This is a genomic window from Roseomonas fluvialis (assembly GCF_022846615.1).
Lineage (GTDB): Bacteria > Pseudomonadota > Alphaproteobacteria > Acetobacterales > Acetobacteraceae > Neoroseomonas > Neoroseomonas fluvialis.
Genome location: NZ_AP025637.1, coordinates 3,168,671 through 3,186,780, shown reverse-complemented (window position 1 = coordinate 3,186,780; position 18,110 = coordinate 3,168,671). Strand labels below are relative to the sequence as shown.

General features: G+C 72.4%; 19 protein-coding genes. 11 read left to right on the top strand and 8 right to left on the bottom strand.

The annotated features are described in order from the left end of the window. Positions 1 to 9: 9 nt before the first annotated feature. A complete protein-coding gene (locus tag MWM08_RS15495; RefSeq protein ID WP_244407404.1) occupies positions 10 to 801 on the bottom strand; it encodes an SDR family NAD(P)-dependent oxidoreductase in 792 nt (263 codons plus the stop codon). 356 nt (positions 802 to 1,157) lie between these two features. Between MWM08_RS15495 and MWM08_RS15490 the strand changes: the two genes are divergently transcribed. Next, positions 1,158 to 2,306 carry an acyl-CoA dehydrogenase family protein gene (locus MWM08_RS15490; RefSeq protein WP_244407403.1) on the top strand — a complete coding sequence of 383 codons (1,149 nt, stop codon included), beginning with the start codon at positions 1,158 to 1,160 and terminating at the stop codon, positions 2,304 to 2,306. An 80-nt stretch (positions 2,307 to 2,386) separates the two neighbouring features. Here MWM08_RS15490 and MWM08_RS26435 read toward each other — a convergent pair whose 3' ends face one another. Both MWM08_RS26435 and MWM08_RS15480 read right to left on the bottom strand, forming a co-directional pair. Further along, positions 2,387 to 5,371: a beta strand repeat-containing protein gene (locus MWM08_RS26435; RefSeq protein ID WP_279323204.1), complete on the bottom strand. Its 2,985-nt coding sequence runs from the start codon at positions 5,369 to 5,371 to the stop codon at positions 2,387 to 2,389. 83 nt (positions 5,372 to 5,454) lie between these two features. Further along, a complete protein-coding gene (locus MWM08_RS15480; protein WP_244407402.1) occupies positions 5,455 to 6,249 on the bottom strand; it encodes a hypothetical protein in 795 nt (264 codons plus the stop codon). Between the two features lie 156 nt (positions 6,250 to 6,405). Here MWM08_RS15480 and MWM08_RS15475 point away from each other — a divergent pair, with 156 nt between their 5' ends. Continuing rightward, on the top strand, positions 6,406 to 6,585 hold the full coding sequence (locus MWM08_RS15475) for a hypothetical protein (RefSeq protein ID WP_244407401.1): 180 nt from the start codon (positions 6,406 to 6,408) through the stop codon (positions 6,583 to 6,585). Positions 6,586 to 6,646: 61 nt separating this feature from the next. On the opposite strand, the gene MWM08_RS15470 is transcribed toward MWM08_RS15475, so the two are convergent. Beyond that, positions 6,647 to 7,315 (bottom strand): DsbA family oxidoreductase, encoded by a 669-nt coding sequence (locus tag MWM08_RS15470; protein ID WP_244407400.1) that lies wholly within the window; start codon positions 7,313 to 7,315, stop codon positions 6,647 to 6,649. Between the two features lie 33 nt (positions 7,316 to 7,348). Between MWM08_RS15470 and MWM08_RS15465 the strand changes: the two genes are divergently transcribed. The 7 genes from MWM08_RS15465 (at position 7,349) to MWM08_RS15435 (ending at position 13,262) form a co-directional block, all read left to right on the top strand. After that, on the top strand, positions 7,349 to 7,540 hold the full coding sequence (locus MWM08_RS15465) for a hypothetical protein (protein ID WP_244407399.1): 192 nt from the start codon (positions 7,349 to 7,351) through the stop codon (positions 7,538 to 7,540). Next, a complete protein-coding gene (locus MWM08_RS15460; protein WP_244407398.1) occupies positions 7,537 to 8,451 on the top strand; it encodes an aminotransferase class IV in 915 nt (304 codons plus the stop codon). The genes MWM08_RS15465 and MWM08_RS15460 overlap by 4 nt, the downstream gene beginning before the upstream one ends. 214 nt (positions 8,452 to 8,665) lie before the next feature. After that, a complete protein-coding gene (locus tag MWM08_RS15455; RefSeq protein WP_244407397.1) occupies positions 8,666 to 9,772 on the top strand; it encodes a serine hydrolase domain-containing protein in 1,107 nt (368 codons plus the stop codon). Between the two features lie 210 nt (positions 9,773 to 9,982). Further along, positions 9,983 to 10,453 (top strand): hypothetical protein, encoded by a 471-nt coding sequence (locus tag MWM08_RS15450; protein ID WP_244407396.1) that lies wholly within the window; start codon positions 9,983 to 9,985, stop codon positions 10,451 to 10,453. A 69-nt stretch (positions 10,454 to 10,522) separates the two neighbouring features. Continuing rightward, on the top strand, positions 10,523 to 11,506 hold the full coding sequence (gene gnd, locus MWM08_RS15445; RefSeq protein WP_244407395.1) for a phosphogluconate dehydrogenase (NAD(+)-dependent, decarboxylating): 984 nt from the start codon (positions 10,523 to 10,525) through the stop codon (positions 11,504 to 11,506). Next, positions 11,503 to 12,021 carry a gluconokinase gene (locus tag MWM08_RS15440; RefSeq protein ID WP_244407394.1) on the top strand — a complete coding sequence of 173 codons (519 nt, stop codon included), beginning with the start codon at positions 11,503 to 11,505 and terminating at the stop codon, positions 12,019 to 12,021. Before gnd ends, MWM08_RS15440 begins: the two co-directional genes overlap by 4 nt. Beyond that, positions 12,018 to 13,262, top strand: coding sequence for an FAD-dependent oxidoreductase (locus MWM08_RS15435; protein WP_244407393.1), 1,245 nt, complete (start codon positions 12,018 to 12,020; stop codon positions 13,260 to 13,262). The genes MWM08_RS15440 and MWM08_RS15435 overlap by 4 nt, the downstream gene beginning before the upstream one ends. On the opposite strand, the gene MWM08_RS15430 is transcribed toward MWM08_RS15435, so the two are convergent. Further along, positions 13,219 to 13,551, bottom strand: a complete 333-nt coding sequence (locus MWM08_RS15430) for a YdhR family protein (protein ID WP_244407392.1) — start codon at positions 13,549 to 13,551, stop codon at positions 13,219 to 13,221. The genes MWM08_RS15435 and MWM08_RS15430 overlap by 44 nt on opposite strands. Positions 13,552 to 13,663: 112 nt before the next feature. Between MWM08_RS15430 and MWM08_RS15425 the strand changes: the two genes are divergently transcribed. Both MWM08_RS15425 and MWM08_RS15420 read left to right on the top strand, forming a co-directional pair. Continuing rightward, positions 13,664 to 13,978 carry a methylated-DNA--[protein]-cysteine S-methyltransferase gene (locus MWM08_RS15425; RefSeq protein ID WP_341482819.1) on the top strand — a complete coding sequence of 105 codons (315 nt, stop codon included), beginning with the start codon at positions 13,664 to 13,666 and terminating at the stop codon, positions 13,976 to 13,978. Further along, positions 13,975 to 14,667 (top strand): 2OG-Fe(II) oxygenase, encoded by a 693-nt coding sequence (locus MWM08_RS15420; protein ID WP_244407391.1) that lies wholly within the window; start codon positions 13,975 to 13,977, stop codon positions 14,665 to 14,667. The genes MWM08_RS15425 and MWM08_RS15420 overlap by 4 nt, the downstream gene beginning before the upstream one ends. A 103-nt stretch (positions 14,668 to 14,770) precedes the next feature. Here MWM08_RS15420 and MWM08_RS15415 read toward each other — a convergent pair whose 3' ends face one another. The 3 genes from MWM08_RS15415 to MWM08_RS15405 are packed head-to-tail and all read right to left on the bottom strand — an operon-like array spanning position 14,771 to position 18,078. Next, a complete protein-coding gene (locus tag MWM08_RS15415; protein WP_244407390.1) occupies positions 14,771 to 16,195 on the bottom strand; it encodes a carotenoid oxygenase family protein in 1,425 nt (474 codons plus the stop codon). Between the two features lie 3 nt (positions 16,196 to 16,198). Next, a complete protein-coding gene (locus MWM08_RS15410; protein WP_244407389.1) occupies positions 16,199 to 17,434 on the bottom strand; it encodes a serine hydrolase domain-containing protein in 1,236 nt (411 codons plus the stop codon). After that, positions 17,434 to 18,078, bottom strand: coding sequence for an MBL fold metallo-hydrolase (locus MWM08_RS15405; protein ID WP_279323203.1), 645 nt, complete (start codon positions 18,076 to 18,078; stop codon positions 17,434 to 17,436). Before MWM08_RS15405 ends, MWM08_RS15410 begins: the two co-directional genes overlap by 1 nt. Between the last annotated feature and the right edge of the window lie 32 nt (positions 18,079 to 18,110).

The following is an 18,110-nucleotide window of genomic DNA, read 5'->3' as shown; positions in this document are numbered from 1 at the left end:
GCGCCGCGCTCAGCCCTGCATCGTCTGCGACACGCCCGCCGGCGCCGCGGTGCGTCCGCCATCGATCACGTATTGCGCGCCGGTCACGTTGCCCGCCAGGTCCGAGCACAGGAACAGCACGACATTCGCCACTTCCTCGACCGTGCCGTAGCGGCGCAGCGGGATGCCGGCGGTATAGGCCTGCTCCACGCTTTCGGGCCGGTTGGGGGAGATCTGCCGTTCCAGGTCGCGGATCATGCGCGTGTCGATCGGCCCCGGGCAGACGGCATTGACGCGGATGCCGAGCGGCCCGACCTCGCCCGCCGCCGATTTCGTCAGCCCCAGCACGGCGTGCTTCGACGCGACATAGGCGGGCATCTTCGCCGTGCCGACCAGCCCGGCGGTGGACGCCGTGTTCACCACCGCGCCCGCGCCCTGGCGGATCATCACCGGCAGCACATGCTTCAGGCCGAGGAAGACGCCCTTCACGTTCACCGCCATCACGGCGTCGAAATCGGCCTCCGCATAGTCGACGATGGGGCCGACGCGGCCCTCGATGCCGGCATTGTTGTGGAAGCAGTCGATGCGGCCGAAAGCGTCCAGCGCGCGTGCGACATACGCCGCGACATCGTCCGCGCGGGTCACATCGGCCGCGCAGGCCAGCGCCTGGCCGCCGATCTCGGCAGCCACCGCCACCGCCGCGTCGCCGTCACGGTCCACCACCAGCACCTTCGCGCCATGCGCGGCGAAGGCGAGGCATACGGCCCGACCGATCCCGTTGCCGCCGCCGGTGACCACCGCTGCCTTTCCGGTGAAGTTCATGGGGGCTTTCCTCCGTGTCTTGCCGCGTCACCTTGGGCCGCGCATCGCATCCCTGGCGCGGTCTTCCGCCTGATGTCCTGGCGCGGCTGCGCGCAGCTTGCGGCGGTTGCGGCGCTGGCGCCAGCGCGCGGCCTGGGCCATGGCGACGCACCGGCGCTGTCACCCTTCACCATCGCCGCCGCCCTATGCGGGCTGTCGCCACATCGGCGGTCGGGCCAAGGGCGCGGCGGCTCACCTGTCCCTGCCTGCCGTCCCGCGCGCCGCTGCAAGCGCCGCTCGTCTCAGGGGGCCAATGATGCGGCAGGGGCAGGATTCGCCGGCGCCCCGCGCTATGCTGCCCGAAACGGGGGAAGCCGATGACCGCCATCTTCGACCTGCCTGAAGCCACGCGCGACCTGCAGTCCGTCGCCCGCGACTTCGCCCGCGACGTGCTCGCCCCCAACGCGTTGCGCTGGGACGAACAGCGGCATTTTCCGGTGGAGGAAATGCGCCAGGCCGCCGCGCTTGGCATGGCCGCGCTGTATGTCCGCGAAGACTCCGGCGGCGCGGGCCTCACGCGCCTCGACGCCGCCGTGGTGTTCGAAGCCCTCGCAACCGGCTGCCCGACCGTCTCGGCCTACCTGTCGATCCACAACATGGTCGCCTGGATGATCGACCGCTTCGGGAACGACGCGCAGCGCGCCGAACACCTGCCCGCGCTGATCGCCATGGACCGGATCGCCTCCTACGCCCTGACCGAACCGGGTTCGGGCAGCGATGCGGCCGCGCTGCGCACCCGCGCTGCGCGCGACAACGAGGGCTACGTGCTGAACGGCACCAAGCAGTTCATCTCGGGTGCTGGCGTGTCGGACCTCTATCTCACCATGGTGCGCACGGGGGGCGAGGGGCCATCCGGCATCTCCGCGATGCTGATCGACAAGGAGACGCCCGGCCTGTCCTTCGGTGCCAATGAACGCAAGATGGGCTGGAATGCGCAGCCGACGCGCCAGGTGATCCTGGAGGATGCGCGCGTGCCGGCCTCCGCCCTGCTGGGCGCGGAAGGGCAGGGGTTTCGCTTCGCCATGGCCGGGCTCGATGGCGGGCGGCTCAACATCGCCGCCTGTTCGCTGGGCGGGGCCGAGGCCGCGCTGGCGATCGCGCTCGACTACGTGAAGGGCCGGCGCGCCTTCGGCAAGGCGATCAGCGACTTCCAGAACACCCAGTTCCGCCTGGCCGACATGCGCATCGAACTGGAAGCCGCGCGATCGCTGCTATGGCGCGCCTGCGCCAAGCTCGATGCCGGCGCGCCCGACGCCACCGCCTTCTGCGCCATGGCCAAGCGCTTCGTCACCGACACCTGTTCGCGCGTGGCGGACGAAGCGCTGCAGCTGCTGGGCGGCTATGGCTACCTGGCCGACTACGGGATCGAGAAGATCGTCCGTGACCTGCGCGTCCACCGCATCCTGGAAGGCACCAACGAGATCATGCGGATGATCGTGGCGCGGAGCATGCTGCCCGCGCGGTGACAGCCGCCATCGTCCCGGCCGGCTCGGCACAAGCGCCTTGATATCGCGCGCGGGCGCCGCGCCAGCCCCGGCGCCCGCCTTCACGCCCAGAGCACCGAATTCCCGTCGAAGCCCTCCGGCGGGAAGCCCGGCAACCAGAACGCCATGTCCGTGCCGCCGTCGCCATCCAGGTCGATGCGCAGCTGCTTCGTCGCCTCGTCGAAGCGACCTTCCATGCCGCCCTCCCCGGTGAAGGAGAAGGCGCCGCGCCAGCGGAACGGCGCGCCCGACCCGATGCCTGCGAAGCCGAAGACATCGCCCTCCAGCGGGTTGAAGTTCACGATGGTGTCGGGCGCCGCGGCCGAGGATTGCGACACCGCCGTATACAGGAACAGGTCTGCCCCGCCGCCGCCCACCAGGCGGTCCGCCCCGGCCCCGCCGAACAGCGTGTCGTTGCCCGCCGCGCCGGTCAGCGTGTCGTCGCCCGCCCCACCCTCGAGCCCGCTCGGCCCGCCGCCGGGTGCGACGGTGATGAGGTCCGCGCCGGCGCCGCCGCGCACCCGCTCGGTCTGCGACACCAGCACCCGGAAGCCGCCATCGCCCAGCGTCAGCACGTCGAAGCCATCGCCTAGCGCGGCGACCACCGGCCCGTCGGCACTCTCGAGGACAATCTGGTCGTTGCCGCGGCTGCCCGAAATACCCTCGACACCCTTGAGGCGCACCGCGTTCGACCCCGGGCCGAGCGCGATCCGGTCGGTCCCGCCGCCCAGGTCGATCTCCGCCCCCGCCGCCACGCGCGAGAGCACCACCGTATCGTCGCCATCGAGTGCAACGATGCGCTCGGCATCGGCGACGACGACACGGTTGTTCCCCGCGCCGAGCCGCAGCAGGTCGTCCCCGGTGCCCAGGCGCAGCACCATGTCCAGCGCGCCGCCGGCCAGGTCGATCGTGTCGTTCCCATCGCTGCCGATCACGAGTTCGGCCCCGGACAGCGTGACGGCATTGCCCCCGCGCCTGAACAGCAACGTGTCGGTCCCGGCGCCGAGGTCGATCAGCCCCGTCATCGCGCTGCCGACCGCGACCAGGTCGTCGCCGGCCCCCCCCTGGATGGTCTCCGCCAGCGCGATCACCACCACGTTGCGGCCATCGGCGAGAAGGACCGAATCCTGGCCGCCGCCCATGTGCAGCACGCCGCCCGTGAGCGGCGCCAGCAGCGTGGCCTGGTCGTCACCGCCGCCGGCCTGCAGCAATTCCACGCCATCCAGGCGAACGACGTCGTTGGTGGCAGCCAGCACCAGGCGATCGCGCCCCGCGCCCAGGCTGACCAGCATGTCCGCGGCGCGCCCCACCACCGTCACCTCGTCATGGCCGCCGCTGCCGCTCAGCACCTCGACCCCCGAGATGGACAGGCGGCTGCCACCCGGGCCGAGCGCCAGCCGGTCCGAACCGGCGCCGAGATCGACCACCATGCCCTCCACGCTGCGCGTCAGCGTGATCACATCGGCGCCCGCGCCGCCGGTCAGCGTCTCGACGCCGCTCAGCGCGAGGGTGTTGTCGCCATCGGCGAGGCGCAGCCGGTCCTGCCCACCCAGCAGCGCGATGGTGCCGACCATGGGCGCGCTCAGCGTCAGGTCCTCGTCGCCGCCGCCGCCCTCGATGGTCTCGACGTCGATCAGGCGTGCGGTGACAGGGCCACCGCGGATGGTCAGCCGGTCCGCGCCGTCGCCGAGGTCGATCCAGCCATCGACGATGGCGCCCGACAGCGTGACCATGTCGGCCCCGGTGCCGCCGAGCAGCGTCTCGGTCCCCGCAGCGCGCAGCGTGTTGCCGCCATCGGCCAGCACGAGCCGGTCGCGGCCGGCCCCGAGGTCGATGAGCCCGTCCAGCATCCGCGTGGTGGTGGTGACCGTCTCGTCCGCCGCGCCGCCCAGCAGGGTCTCGATCCCCGTGACCAGCACCGCGCCGCCGCCCTCCAGCGTGATGCGGTCCGCACCCGTGCCGCCGGCGAGGGTCTCGATGCCCCGCACGACAAGGATGTTCCCGCCATCGGCCAGCACCAGGCTGTCGGCGCCGCCGCCGAGGTCGACCAGCCCACCGCCGGCCAGCGGGTCGACCAGCGTGAGGGTGTCGTCGCCGGCCCCGCCGATGACGCTCTCGACCCCCGCCGTGCGCAGCAGGTTGCCGCCATCGGTCAGGATGAGCCGGTCGGCACCCTCGCCCAGCGCCACCAGCCGGTCGGTGACCGGCTCGCCGAGCGTGACCAGGTCCGCCCCGGCGCCGCCGATCAGGTTCTCCGCGCCCGTGACGGACAGCGTGCCGCCGCCATCGCCGAGCCGCAGCCAGTCCTCGCCGAGGCCGAGGTCGTAGGCGCTGGCATAGCTGCCGTCGAGCACGATGGTGTCGTCGCCCGCGCCGGCCACGAGGGTCTCGACCCGGCGCAGCGTCACCTGGTTCGCGCCCGTCGCCAGCGTGACGGCATCCCTGCCGTTGCCAAGGTCGACCCACGCGCCCGCGACCGCGCCGGTGAAGGTGACGGCGTCGTCACCTGACCCCCCAAGGATGGTTTCGATGTCGGGGGCGGCGAGCAGGACGCTGCCGCCGCCCGCAGTGACGATGAAGCGGTCGGCGCCGGCGCCGAGCGAGACGTAGCCGACGAAGCGTGTCGTCGAGGTGATGTCGTCGGCACCGGTGCCACCGATCACCGTCTCGACGCCGCTGAGGCGGATCAGGTTGCCGCCGTCGGCGAGGTTCAGCCAATCGCTGCCGTTGCGCAGCGCGACCGTCATGCCCGCGACTGGGGCGGCCAGGCTGACAGTGTCGCCGAGATTGCCGCCGTTCAGCACCTCGACACCGGCGACGGTGAGCGTGTTGGCCGCGTTCGCGAGGGTGAGCTGGTCGGCGCCGCCCAGCAGGTCGACCAGCGCATTCGTCAGCGCGCCGGTGACGGTCACATCATCGGTAAAGGTACCGCCGATGAGCGTCGAGAAGGCCGACAGCGCCAGGGCATTCGGCGCCGAGGAGGACAGCGTGACGACAGACAGGGCAGGGGCTCCGGGTCGGAGCCGGCGCGGGGATGCGCCGGACACCGCCAGGATGCCTGCCTGTCTTTAAAAGGAGACGAATTTCCGAGAAAATTCTCTAACCACGAGACAGAAGGCGGGAATCCGCTTCAGGTCTTGATCGGACCCTGGCTGCCGCGCCCGCCACCTGGCGGATCGCCCGGATCCGTGTCGGTCGGCCCGCTGGGCGGCCGTGCCCCACCGCCGCCTCGTCCGCCGCCCGGCGGATCGCCTGGGTCGGTATCGGACACGCCAGTGCGCGGCCGTGCGGTGCCGCCACCGCGTCCGCCGCCCGGCGGATCGCCGGGGTCGCTGTCGGACACACCGGTGCGCGGCCGTGCCGTGCCGCCACCGCGCCCGCCGCCGGGTGGATCGCTGGGGTCGCTGTCGGACACGCCGGTGCGCGGCTGTGCCGTGCCGCCGCCACGCCCGCCACCGGCCGGGTCACCCGGGTCCGCATCCGAGACACCGGTGCGCGGGCGGGCCGTGCCGCCGCCGCGTCCACCACCCGGCGGGTCACCGGGGTCGGAATCGTTCACGCCGGTGCGCTGGCGACCGCCGCCCTGCGGGCCACGGCCGGCATTGGGTGGGTCGCCCGGGTCGGCGTCGGTCAACCCGGTCTGCTGCTGGCGCTGGTTCGGCGCGGCACCGCTGCCGCGGCCCTGGCCGGCCGGGTCACCCGGATCGGCGTCGGAGACGCCGGAGGGCGCGTTGCGCGGCGTGGGCGGCGCGGGGATGGGGCCGGGCGTGGGAATGGGGCCGGGCGAAGGTGCGGGGCTGCCGCCGCCCTCGCCCTTGACGCCTTGCGTGAAGCCAGCGCCGGGCACCGCCGCGGCGCCGCCGGCAGCGGCCAGGCGCACGACGAGAAGGCGTCGCGCCAGGGGATGGTCGGGAGAATCGGGCATCTGGCCGTTGCTCCGGTCGGAGGGCGTCGGCGCATTCTCGGCACCGGGCGGCCCGCGGCACAAGCGCGAAGGGGGCCGCGGCGGTGCAATGCGGGCCGCGCCGGGAAGCGTTTCAGGGGGCTTGCATTCATGTTCTGGTTTTGTTCTTATCATCGCATGAGCCCGCGCACCGCCATCGACCCCTCGCTGATCATCCCGCCCCGCCCTGTCGTGGTCCGCTTCGTGCCGGCCGCGCCGCCAGCCCGCATCGCCCGGCGCGCGCTGCGGGACTTCACGGGATTCCTGGTGCTCGCCTGGGCGGCAGCCGAGATCGCGCTCTGGGCGGGCGGGGCCTGATCGCCGCCTGACGGGACGGTACGGCGCCCCGGACCGGGGCGCGCCTGCGGTCGCTTGGCCCTCAGGCCGCCCGGTCGCGCAGGATGGCCACCGCGCGGCGGATGCCATCGGCCATGCGTTCAGCCGGCATCGCGCCCGAGAACAGCAAATGACGGTCGAGCAGCACGGACGGTACGCCGTTGATTCCCGCCTGCGCGAGCGCGCGGGATTCCGCCACCACCTCGGCGCGCGCCGCATCGCCTGCCGCGAAGGCCTCGAGCGTCGGCGCCGCCATGCCGGCCTCGCGCCCCAGCGCACCGAGCACGGCGCGGTCGCCGATGTCCTGGCCTTCGTTGAAATAGGCGCGGAACACCCGGTCCATGGTGGCGTGCTGCACGCCATCCACACCGGCCAGGCGGATCAGGCGATGCGCCTCGACCGTGTTGGGCGTGCGCGCCATCCGGTCGTGCCGGAACTCCACCCCGGCGACGCGCCCGGCATCGGCTACCTGCGCGTCCATCTGCTGCGAACGCTCCCACGACCCGAACTTCTCGGTACGGTAGGCGCGGCGGTCGACCCCACCCTCCGGCATGTCCGGGTTCAACTGGAAGGGCAGCCAGCCCAGGCCGAAGGCCAGGCCCTCGGCGGCGAGCAGTTCCAGCGCCCCGTCGAGATGCGCCTTGCCGATCCAGCACCAGGGGCAGATGGCGTCGGAGACGATTTCGATCCGGCCGGCGATGGCGGTGGTCATGGCGATACCTCGATGCGCACCGGTTGAGCATGGGTGCGCGCCGGCCGTGCGGCAAGCCGCAATGGCCGCGCCCGCGGCCTTGCGTTGCACGCGCAACGCGGCGACCGTGCCGCCATCGCCGCGCCCGCCCCGCCGATGATCGGTGGCGGGGCCGGCATCGTCACCATCGCCCCCCGCCTGCGCATCGCGCGCGCCGGCGTCGAGGCCCGGGAGGCCACTGCATGACGCCTGAGGAAGAACTCGCCCCCATCAAGGGCGTCGCCTACATGGATGGCCGCTTTGTCCCGCTGGCCGAGGCGGCGATCCCGGTGGTGGACCGCGGCTTCGTGCGGTCGGACGTCACCTACGATGCGCTGCATGCGTGGAAGGGCCGCATCTTCCGCCTCGATGACCACATCTCGCGGTTCGAGGCCTCGATGCGCGGCCTGCACATGTCGTTGCCGCACAGCGGGGCGGAGATCGCCGGCATCCTGAAGGACTGCGTGCGCCGGGCCGGCCTGCGCGATGCCTTCATCATGGTGGTCTGTTCGCGCGGCGTGCCGCCGCCGGGCACGCGCGACCCGCGGCTGTGCCGCAACCGTCTGTACGCCTGGGCGCAGCCCTTCATGAACATCGCCGAACCCCGCCAGCAGGCCGAGGGCTTCCGCATGATCCTGGCGAAGACGCAGCGCATCCCGTCGGAATCGCTCGACCAGCGGATCAAGAACTTCCACTGGCTCGACCTGACGATGGGGCTGTTCGAGGCCTATGAGCGCGACGCCACGGTCGCGATCCTGCCTGCCGCCGACGGCACCATCACCGAAGGCCCTGGCTTCAACATCTTCATCGTCAAGGACGGCGTGCTGGCCACACCCGCGCACGGCATGTTCGAGGGCATCACGCGCCGCACCGTGACGGAAATCGCCGCCGACCTGCAGCTGCGCTGCGAGATCCGTCCCGTGCGCGCCGAGGAGGTGCTCGCGGCTGACGAGATCTTCACCAGCACCACCGCCGGCGGCATCAATTCCGTCACCTGGTACGAGGGCCACGCGGTGGGCGATGGCCGCGCCGGGCCGATCACGCGGCGCATCCACGACCTCTACTGGCAGCGCCACGACGACCCTGCGCTGAACACGCCCGTCGACGACGCGCACTGACGTCGTGTCCTCGCGGTCCGGCACCGGGCCGCGCGCGGGGTGTGCCGTCGCGCCGTATCGGCTCCCCGCAATGTCTCCGGGTGAGGGTGGTCGCGAACACCTTCACCCGAGCAGGTGAATCCATCGGATCGGATCACCCCCGACGACCGACCCAGCCCGGCATCGCCGGCGCGCCCCCTTGGAGCCCGCGCACGTTGCGCGCATCGTCGCGCGCATGACCATGACCTTCCCCGCCGCCCATCCCGCCCCCTGGCCCGAGGCCGCGCCAGGCGCGCTCGGCCTCGATCCCGCGCGCCTCGCCGAAGCCGTCGCGCATGCCGCCACGCACGAGACGCCCTGGCCCTACGACCTGGCCGGCCATATCGGCCGCGGCGGATTCGAACCGCCGCCGGACAACGAGGTGCTGGGCGTGCTCTGGCCGCGCGGCGCGCCGGGCGGGCTCATCACCCGGCACGGCACGCTGGTCGCGCGCTGGGGCGACACGCGGGAGGTCAGCCAGACCTTCTCGGTGGCGAAATCCTATCTGTCGATGCTGGCCGGTATCGCGGTGGCGGACGGGCTGATCGCGGACATCGACCGCCCGGTGCGCGAGACCATCGACGATGGCGGCTTCGACAGCCCGCAGAACGCGCCGATCACCTGGCGGCACCTGCTGACCAATACGTCCGAGTGGGAAGGCACGCTGTTCGGCAAGGCGGATGCGATCGACCGTGGCCGCAACCTCGGCGTCGAAGGGCAGGGCAAGAAGGGCCAACGCGCGCTGGCGCCGGCCGGCACGCATTGGGAATACAACGACGTGCGGGTGAACCGGCTGTCGCTGTCGATGCTGCGTGTCTTCGGCCGCCCGCTGCCCGAGGTGTTCTCCGATCGCGTGCTGCGTCCCATCGGCGCGTCGACCGATTGGCGCTGGGACGGCTACCGCACGTCATGGGTCACGCTGCCCGATGGCCGGCGCGTGCAGTCGGTGCCGGGCGGCACGCATTGGGGCGGCGGCGTTTCAATCCATGCCGAGGACCAGGCGCGGGTCGGGCTGCTGGCGCTGAACCGCGGCGCCTGGGGCGGCACGCAACTGGTCCCGGCGTCGTGGTTCGACCTGTCCGTGCAGCCCTGTCCACTGAATGCGCAATACGGCTTCCTGTGGTGGCTGAATGCGGACGGCACACGCTTCCCCTCGGCGGCGCGCGATGCGTTCTTCGCGAGCGGCGCGGGCGGCAACCTCACCTGGGTCGATCCGTCCTCGGGCATCGTGGCGGTGCTGCGCTGGACCAACCCGGCGGCGATGGACGGCTTCATCGCGCGGGTGCGCGCGGCGCTGTCGTAGCGCTGGTCCCGATCGGGTGCGCTCATCCGATCGGGCGAGGATGCCTGCGAACGGCATGCGCCACGCAGCGTAGCCGCGAGCCGAAGCGCGCAGCGGCACCTCCGGCGTCGCGCGGGCGCGGCGCGTCGGGCGCGTATCCTCGCCGGCGAGGGGAACCATTCGGGCGCCGGCGCGTTACGGCGGGACCTGCAAAGATTCGAGGAACCCGCCATGAAGACGCTCCCGCTGTTGTCGCTTTCCCTGTCCGTGCTCGCGCTGGTCGGCTGCGCGCAGACCGCGCCCGGAACCTCGCGCGCGGGCGACCAGACGGTCCTGGCGACCACGCCCATGGCCTATGGCACCGGTGCGGCGTATGGGGGCGCCGTCACGCAGCCGCTCGTTGTCTCCGGCGAGATGGAGACCTCGCGCGTGCCGGTCGCGGGCAATACGGTGCCGCGCCACGACCTGGTGGTGCGCGTGAACGGGCAGCCGGCGATCACCGGCAGCCTGGTGACCTATGGCAATACGCTGCTCGAAGGCCGCTACGGCGCGACCGAGGTGGTGGCGAATTGCTCGTCGCGCGAACTCGGCCGCGCCGACCGGCAGTTCGACTGCCGCATATCGCTGAACGCGCAGCCGGCGACGGTGCTGTCGTTCCGCGCGACGCCCTTCGGCCCGGCGGCGCCGCTGCCGCCGGCCTGACCGCGCATCCCTCCGGCGTTGCGCCCGGAACCGCGCCGCGCGAGACTCGCGGCGCGGGGAGGCGTGCGCATGTCGGAGATCGGGATCATTGGCCTGGGGCGGATGGGGGCGAACATTGCCCGCCGCCTGATGCGCGCGGGACATCGCTGCGTCGTCTTCGACCGTGATCCGGCGGCTGTGGCCGCGGTGGTCGGGGATGGCGCCGAGGCGGGCTCCGACCTGGCCCGCCTGGTCGGCGCACTGGCGCCGCCACGCGCGGTATGGGTGATGCTGCCGCACGGCGCGCCGACCGACGACGCTATCGCCCAACTGGGCGCGCTGCTGGCGCCCGGCGACGTTGCCATCGACGGCGGCAACACGCACTGGAAGGACGACGTGCGGCGCGCGGGCGAACTTGCCGCGCGGGGGGTCGACTACCTCGATATCGGCACCTCCGGCGGCGTCTGGGGCCTCGAACGCGGCTATTGCCTGATGATCGGCGGCAAGGCGGAGCCCGTCGCGCGCCTCGCGCCCATCTTCGCGGCGCTCGCACCCGGGCGTGGCGACATTCCCACCACGCCGCGCCGCGAGGGCCGCGCCCCGAACGTCGAGGAAGGCTGGCTGCATTGCGGCGGCCATGGCGCCGGTCACCTGGTCAAGATGATCCATAACGGGATCGAATACGGCATGATGCAGGCGCTGGCCGAGGGGCTCGACCTGCTGCGCGCCGCCGACAGCCCCGCATTGCCCGCCGACCATCGCATCGGCGTCGACCTTGCCGATGTCACCGAGGTGTGGCGGCGCGGGTCGGTCGTGACGTCCTGGCTGCTCGACCTGACGGCCGCCGCGCTGGCGGAGGACCCGGCGCTGGCGAAGTATTCCGGCCGCGTCGGCGATTCCGGCGAGGGCCGCTGGACGGTGCAGCAGGCGGTCGAGACGGCGGTCGCCACGCCGGTGTTGACCGCGGCGCTCTATGCCCGCTTCGCCAGCCGCGACGAGGACCGCTTCGGGGCCAAGGCGTTGTCGGCCATGCGCGCCGGCTTCGGGGGGCATCTGGAGCCGCCCAAGGCATGAGCCTCGCGGCCATCGTCGTCATGGGGGTCTCGGGCTGCGGCAAGTCGACTGTGGGCGCGCTGCTGGCCGAACGCCTCGGCTGGTCCTTCGAGGATGGCGACGGCTTTCACCCGCCGCAGAACGTGGAGAAAATGCGCGCCGGTACGCCGCTGACGGATGACGACCGCTGGCCCTGGCTCGATGCGATCGCGCTGCGCATCGCAGCCGCGCGGGCCGATGGCACCGGCGTGGTCATCGCGTGTTCCGCGCTGCGGCGCGCCTATCGCGACCGGTTGCGCGCCGAGCAGGGCGACGTTCGCTTCCTGCACTTGACCGGCGAGCCCTCGCTGATCATGGCGCGCCAGGCGGCGCGTACCGGGCACTACATGCCGGCCAGCCTGATCGCCTCGCAATTCGCGACGCTGGAGCCGCCGGACACCGAGGCGGATGTGATCGACCTCGATGTCGATGCCGAACCACCGGCGATCCTGCAGAAGGCGGTCGCGGCGCTGCGCCGGCGCGGCGACATCGCGTGAGCCGCGACGTCGCGGTGGTGGGCGCCGGTGTCGCGGGGCTCGCCGTCGCGGCGCTGCTGGCGCGCGCGGGGCATCGCGTCACGCTGCTCGAGCGCTTCGAGCGGCCGGCGCCGGTGGGGTCTGGCCTGATGCTGCAGCCGACCGGCCTCGCGGCGCTCGCGCGCCTCGGGCTGCTGGAGGAGATTGCCGCGCTCGGCGCGCCCATCACGCGCCTGCATGGCACGACGGACCGGGGCGCGACGGTGTTCGACCTCGACTACGGCGACCTCGCGCCGGGGCTGCATGCGGTCGCGGTGCATCGCGCCGCGCTGCATGGCGTGCTGTGGCGCGCCTTCGCCGCCTCCGGCGCTCGGATCGAGACGGCGCGCGCCATCGCCACCGCCGACGAACAGGGCGACCGCATACTGCTGCGCGATTCGGCCGGCGCGACTGTCGCCGAGGCCGACATCGCCATCGATGCCTCGGGTGCGAGGTCGGTGCTGCGCGCGCTGGTGGACCCGACGCCGCCGCGTGCCTTCAGCTATGGCGCGGTTTGGGCCAGCGTGCCCGACCCCGGCCTCGCCCCCGGGATGCTGCTGCAGCGCTATGTCAGCGCCCGCCACATGCTGGGCTGGCTGCCGGCGGGGCGCAGCGAAGCCGGTGCCGCGCCCTGCGCGGCGCTGTTCTGGTCGATCAAGCCCGGCGAGCACGCCGCCTGGGTGGCGCGCTACGATGCCTGGTGCGCCGAGGCCGCCGCGCTATTGCCACCCATCGCGCCGGTGCTGGCCGGGCTGCCCGGCCCGCAGGCCTTCGCGCCGGCCACCTACATTCAGTTCACCGCGAAGCGACCCTGGCGCGGACGGCTGGTGCTGCTGGGTGATTCGGCGCACGCCAGCTCGCCGCAGTTGGGGCAGGGGGCGAACAGCGCGTTGCTCGATGCCCTGGCGCTCGCCGATGCGCTGGCGGCGGAACCGGGGCACCACGCTGCCTTCGCGCACTACGCTGCCGCACGGCGTGCACATGTGCGGTTCTATCAGCGCGCCAGCGCGCTGATGACGCCCTTCTTCCAGTCCGACGCGCGCAGCCTCGCACTGGTGCGCGACCTGGTCTTCGACCGGCTGAAGCTTGTTCCCTGGCTGCGGCGCGAGATGATCCGCACCCTGGCGGGCTTGAAGACCGGGCTGCTGGCTCATCGCAGCGCGGCGGCGCTGGCCGGTGCTATTCCGCCGCCATCGCCAGGCCCGGCACCGGGCCGTTCGTGATGGTGGTCATGTTCTCCCGCACATCGAAGATGCGGATCTGCAGGTCGGTGATGTCCAGGTTCGCCTTCATGCGCGCGACGATCGGGCCGGCCACGTAGGCCTCGGCCGCGGCGCGCGTGTCGAACAGGTAGATGCCGCCGGCGCGGCGCTCGGCATCGCCATCCAGCCAGATCTTCCACTGCAGGCCCGGCACGGCGAGGAACTGCCGCGCGCGGTCATCCGTGTAGCGCGCCTCCCATTCCGCCTTGGGCATGTCCGGGCGCGTGTAGTTCACCTGCACGATCGTCATGGCGTGTCCTCCCTTGCCGGAGGCTACCGCGTTTCCCCCATGCCGGCGCAATACACGGAAGGCGGCGCAGCGCGGGCCGGGGCATGACGGTGCACCAACGGAGACCGCCCCAATGCCTGACCTGACCTTTCCGCTCGACCTGCGCGGCACGCCGTTCCAGCGTGCGGTATGGAGCGCGCTGCGCGACATCCCGCCGGGCTGCACCGTCACCTACGCCGAACTTGCCGCGCGCATCGGCCATCCTGGCGCGGCGCGGGCGGTAGCGCGGGCCTGCGCCGCCAACCCGGTGGCGATCGCGGTGCCGTGCCATCGCGTCGTGCCGAAGCCACGCTGGCGGAACACTTCGCCCGGCACCCGCGAGACCGGCGGCTGGCGTTGGGGTGCCGCGCGCAAGCAGGCCCTGCTGGCACGGGAGGGTGCGCTGTGATTGACGCGCTCGACTGGGCACGGATTGCCGAGGACCTCGACACCCATGGCTGCGCCACCACCGGTTCGCTGCTGGACGAAGCGACCTGTGCCGCGCTCGCCGCACTCTACGATGCCAACCAGGGCTTCCGCAGCCGCATCGTCATGGCCCGCCACGGCTTCGGTCGCGGCGAGTACAAGTACTTCGCCGCGCCGCTGCCCGCCCCGGTCGCCGCGCTGCGCACCGGGTTCTGGCCACACCTGGCGCCCATCGCGAACCGCTGGAATGCGGCAATGGGGCTGGCGCCGCGCTTCCCCGCCGACCACGGCGACTTCCTCGCGCGCTGCCATGCGGCGGGCCAGACGCGCCCGACGCCTTTGCTGCTGCGCTATGCGGCCGGCGACTACAACTGCCTGCACCAGGACCTGTATGGCGAGCATGTCTTCCCCCTGCAGGTCGCGATCCTGCTGAGCGATCCGTGGCGCGACTTCACCGGCGGCGAGTTCGTGCTGACCGAACAGCGCCCGCGCATGCAGTCGCGCGCCGAGGTGGTGCCGCTGCGCCAGGGCGAGGGCGTGATCTTCGCCGTGCATCACCGCCCGGTGCGGGGCACGCGCGGCACCTATCGCGTGAACCTGCGCCATGGCGTCAGTCGCGTCCGCAGCGGGCGGCGGCACACGCTCGGCGTCATCTTTCATGACGCGGCCTAGGCGCGCCGCTGGCGGGATGCGGTTGGGCGCGTCGTTGGCGCGATGCGGCTGGGCGCGCCGTTGGCGCGACGCGGTTGGGCGCGCCGTTGGCGCGACGCGGCTATCAGTCCGGAATCCAGGTGCCGTGCAACCCCTGCGGCACGCGCTGCGGCAGGCGGATGACGGCGACCGGTGCCTCGTTGATCCGCGCGGCATCCAGCAGCAGCAGGTCCGAGGTGTCGGTCGCGGGGTCGTAGGCATAGGTGGCGATCCAGCCATCCTGCTCGCCGCCGCCGCCGGGGCGCGGAATGAAGATCGGCTCGCCGGCCAGGCGGTTGCCGAGGTCGTGCCGCCGTGTCGCCCCGGTCGCGGCGTCCAGCGTCACCAGCGCGTTGAAGCTGGCGCTGGGCGGGCCAGGGATGGTGAGGCTCGCCGTGCGGGTCGGCAGGTGGATGAAGCGTGATGGACGCGCCTCGCAGGCGTCGTTGATGCGCGGGAATTCGGTGGGGAAGTCCGCCAGCCGGTCATCGGCGGCGATGCGCAGCCCCATCGTATCGATCACCATGCGGTGCGCGCGCGGTGGCTCGCGCGGCCCCGTGCGCGGCCCCAGGCCGAGGTCCTGGTGCCGCACGTAATCCACCACGATGTCGCTGCCGCGTTCGAAGCCGTTGGCGAAGTGGAAGACGAAGAAGGGGTCGGCCTCGATCCAGCGCGGCGCACCGCCATCGAGCGGCACCAGGCCGATGCGCATGCCGAGCTCCGCCCGCCATTGCAGCAGCGGCTTGCCCTGTTCGGCCGCTGCCATGTCGAAGATGGCGGGGCCGACCAGCAGCACGGCGTGGCGCTCGGTCAGCACGAAGTCGTGGATCATGCTGGGGGCGCCTAGAGCCACCGCCTGGCTGCGCCGCAGCGCGCCATCGGCGCCGATCTCGTGCAGATCCAGCACGGGCTCGCTGACGCGATAGCTGATGCCGAACATCGACCCGCTCAGCGGATGGCGGCGGTTATGCGCGCCGATGCTGATCGGCGCCGCGGTGCCGGCCTTCCACTCGCCGATGGTCTCGAGGTCCATCGTCATCTCGTAGGCCGCCGAGGCCTCGTGCAGCGCCAGCAGATGCCCGCCATGGCGCAGCACGCTGATGAAGGCGCCGGTCTTGAGCGGCCCCGGGTCGCCATCCGGCCCGACCAGCGCCGGGTCGACCGACACGGGCCGCATCAGCCCGCCATAGACCGCGCGCCCGGCCCGGCGTTCCACCATCAGCCCGCGCGTCAGCACGAAGCGGTTGCGGTAGCGCGCGCGGCCATTGTCGAAGCGCACGGCGTGGATCATGCCGTCGCCATCCATGGGATAGGCGTAGGAGATCGGCTTGAATTCCGGGTTCGGCCCGTTGCGCATGTAGCTGCCGCGCAGCGCGGGCGGGATGCGCCCGGCGATGACCGGCAGGTCGTCGGCATCGATCTCCGGCCCGACGGGCGCGAAGTTGCCCATCAGATGCGGGTCGTCGGAAGTCCAGTCGAGCGGCGCGCTCCGCAGCGACGCGCGCGCCACGGTTCAGCCCTCGATCGCCTGATAGGCCAGCATGTTGATCAGTCGCCGGTAGCGCAGCCGCATCTCGCCCGGCGCATGGGCCATCAGCACCACCGCGAGGCGTTCCGCCGGGTCCACCCAGAAGAAGGTGCCGAACACACCCGACCAGCCGAAGGCGCCCGGCGCGCCCATGAAGGCCGATCCGCCGGGGTGCTTCCGCACCGCCACCGTCAGCCCGAAGCCGTAGCCGGCCAGGCCCGGGTCCATGCGATCGGGCCCGCCCTCGATGCCCTGCAGATGGTCCGACCCCATCCAGCGCACCGTCTGCGGCGAGAGCACGCGCGCGCCGCCCAGCGCGCCACCGGCACGCAGCATCTCGGCAAAACGCAGGTAGTCCGCCGCGGTCGAGACCAGCCCCGCGCCGCCCACTTCCAGCCGCGGCGGGCCCTCGGGCGCGGCGACGGATTGTGGCTTGCCGGTCAGCGGGCAGGTGGGCAGCGCCTTGGCGAAGCGCGCCAGCCCGCCCTCGGGCAGCACATAGCCCGTCTCGTTCATCCCCAGCGGCGCGAAGATGCGCTCGCGCATCAGCGTCCCCAGTGACGCCCCGCCCGCCGCCCCCGCGACCAGCCCCAGCACATCGGTCGAGAAGCCGTATTCCCACGCCTCGCCCGGATGGTGGCGCAGCGGCGTCGCCGCCAACGCGGCCGCCAGGCTGGCGGCATCATGGTCGCGCGCGACGGTCAGCGATGTCCCCGGATGCGCCGCATGCACCGCCGTCGCGCCGAACCCGCCATAGACGAAGCCGGTGGTGTGGCGCGCCGCGTCCTGCACGGTCATGGGCCGGCGCTGCGGTTCCAACTCCAGCGGCCCTTCGCCCGAGAGCATCGCCGGCGTCGGCTTCGCCACCTGCATCGTCATCAGCGGCGGCACATAGGCGCCGACCGGGTCGGACAGCAGCAGCCGGCCTTCCTCGACCAGGCTCAGCGCCGCCACGCCACAGACCGGCTTGGTCATGGACGCGATGGCGAACAGGGCATCCGCGCGCATCGGCACGCGCGCCTCGGCGTCCAGGAAGCCGACCGCCTCCATGTGCACCAGCCGCCCGTCGCGCGCGATGGCGACCACGCCGCCGGGGAAGCGGCCTTCATCGACCTCGCGCTGCAAGGCGGGGCGGATGCGCGCCAGGCGCGCCGACGACATGCCCACGCTCTCCGGCTTCGTCGGCGCGAGCGGTGCGATATCGGCCTGGATCGTGTCCATCACGCGGCTCCTTCGCCGGCATAGGGGTTGGTGCGTCGTTCCTCGCCAAAGGTCGAACCCGGCCCGTGGCCGCAGATGAACTGGATGTCGTCGCCCAGCGGGAACAGCTTGGTGCGGATGGCGCTGATCAGCGCCCCCGTGTCGCCATAGGGAAAGTCGGTGCGCCCGACCGAGCCCTGGAACAGCACATCCCCCACCAGCGCGATGCCCAGCGCGACATTCACGAACACCACATGCCCCGGCGTATGCCCGGGGCAGTGCAGCACCGCGAAATCCTGCCCGGCGATCTCGACCGTATCGCCTTCCTCCAGCCAGCGGTCGGGTGTCACCGGGCGGCACGCCATGCCGTATGTCGCGCCCTGGTCGGCCAGCCCATCGAGCAGGAAGGCATCGGCGCGGTGCGGCCCTTCGATCGGCACGCTGAGCGCCTCTGCCAGTTCGGTCGCCGCGCCCGCATGGTCGAGATGCCCGTGCGTGAGCAGGATCCGCTGCACCTCCACCCCCGCCTGCTGGATCGCGTCCTGGATGCGTTCGGCATCGCCGCCGGGGTCCACCACCACCCCCTGCTTCGTCGCCTGGTCCCAGATCAGCGTGCAGTTCTGCTGGAAGGGCGTGACCGGGATGATGGCAGCGGCGATGCTCATGCGCCCGACCTTGGCGCGCGCCCCGGGCGACG

What these genes read in the sequence shown, in the direction of transcription:
- MWM08_RS15475 (WP_244407401.1), top strand. Translation starts at nt 6,406, where the DNA reads ATGAGCCCGCGCACCGCCATCGACCCCTCGCTGATCATCCCGCCCCGC.
- MWM08_RS15440 (WP_244407394.1), top strand. Translation starts at nt 11,503, where the DNA reads ATGAGCCTCGCGGCCATCGTCGTCATGGGGGTCTCGGGCTGCGGCAAG.
- MWM08_RS15405 (WP_279323203.1), bottom strand. Translation starts at nt 18,078, where the DNA reads ATGAGCATCGCCGCTGCCATCATCCCGGTCACGCCCTTCCAGCAGAAC.
- MWM08_RS15455 (WP_244407397.1), top strand. Translation starts at nt 8,666, where the DNA reads ATGACCATGACCTTCCCCGCCGCCCATCCCGCCCCCTGGCCCGAGGCC.
- MWM08_RS15425 (WP_341482819.1), top strand. Translation starts at nt 13,664, where the DNA reads ATGCCTGACCTGACCTTTCCGCTCGACCTGCGCGGCACGCCGTTCCAG.
- MWM08_RS15495 (WP_244407404.1), bottom strand. Translation starts at nt 801, where the DNA reads ATGAACTTCACCGGAAAGGCAGCGGTGGTCACCGGCGGCGGCAACGGG.
- MWM08_RS15460 (WP_244407398.1), top strand. Translation starts at nt 7,537, where the DNA reads ATGACGCCTGAGGAAGAACTCGCCCCCATCAAGGGCGTCGCCTACATG.
- MWM08_RS15490 (WP_244407403.1), top strand. Translation starts at nt 1,158, where the DNA reads ATGACCGCCATCTTCGACCTGCCTGAAGCCACGCGCGACCTGCAGTCC.
- MWM08_RS15410 (WP_244407389.1), bottom strand. Translation starts at nt 17,434, where the DNA reads ATGGACACGATCCAGGCCGATATCGCACCGCTCGCGCCGACGAAGCCG.
- MWM08_RS15430 (WP_244407392.1), bottom strand. Translation starts at nt 13,551, where the DNA reads ATGACGATCGTGCAGGTGAACTACACGCGCCCGGACATGCCCAAGGCG.
- MWM08_RS15450 (WP_244407396.1), top strand. Translation starts at nt 9,983, where the DNA reads ATGAAGACGCTCCCGCTGTTGTCGCTTTCCCTGTCCGTGCTCGCGCTG.
- gnd (WP_244407395.1), top strand. Translation starts at nt 10,523, where the DNA reads ATGTCGGAGATCGGGATCATTGGCCTGGGGCGGATGGGGGCGAACATT.
- MWM08_RS15470 (WP_244407400.1), bottom strand. Translation starts at nt 7,315, where the DNA reads ATGACCACCGCCATCGCCGGCCGGATCGAAATCGTCTCCGACGCCATC.
- MWM08_RS15480 (WP_244407402.1), bottom strand. Translation starts at nt 6,249, where the DNA reads ATGCCCGATTCTCCCGACCATCCCCTGGCGCGACGCCTTCTCGTCGTG.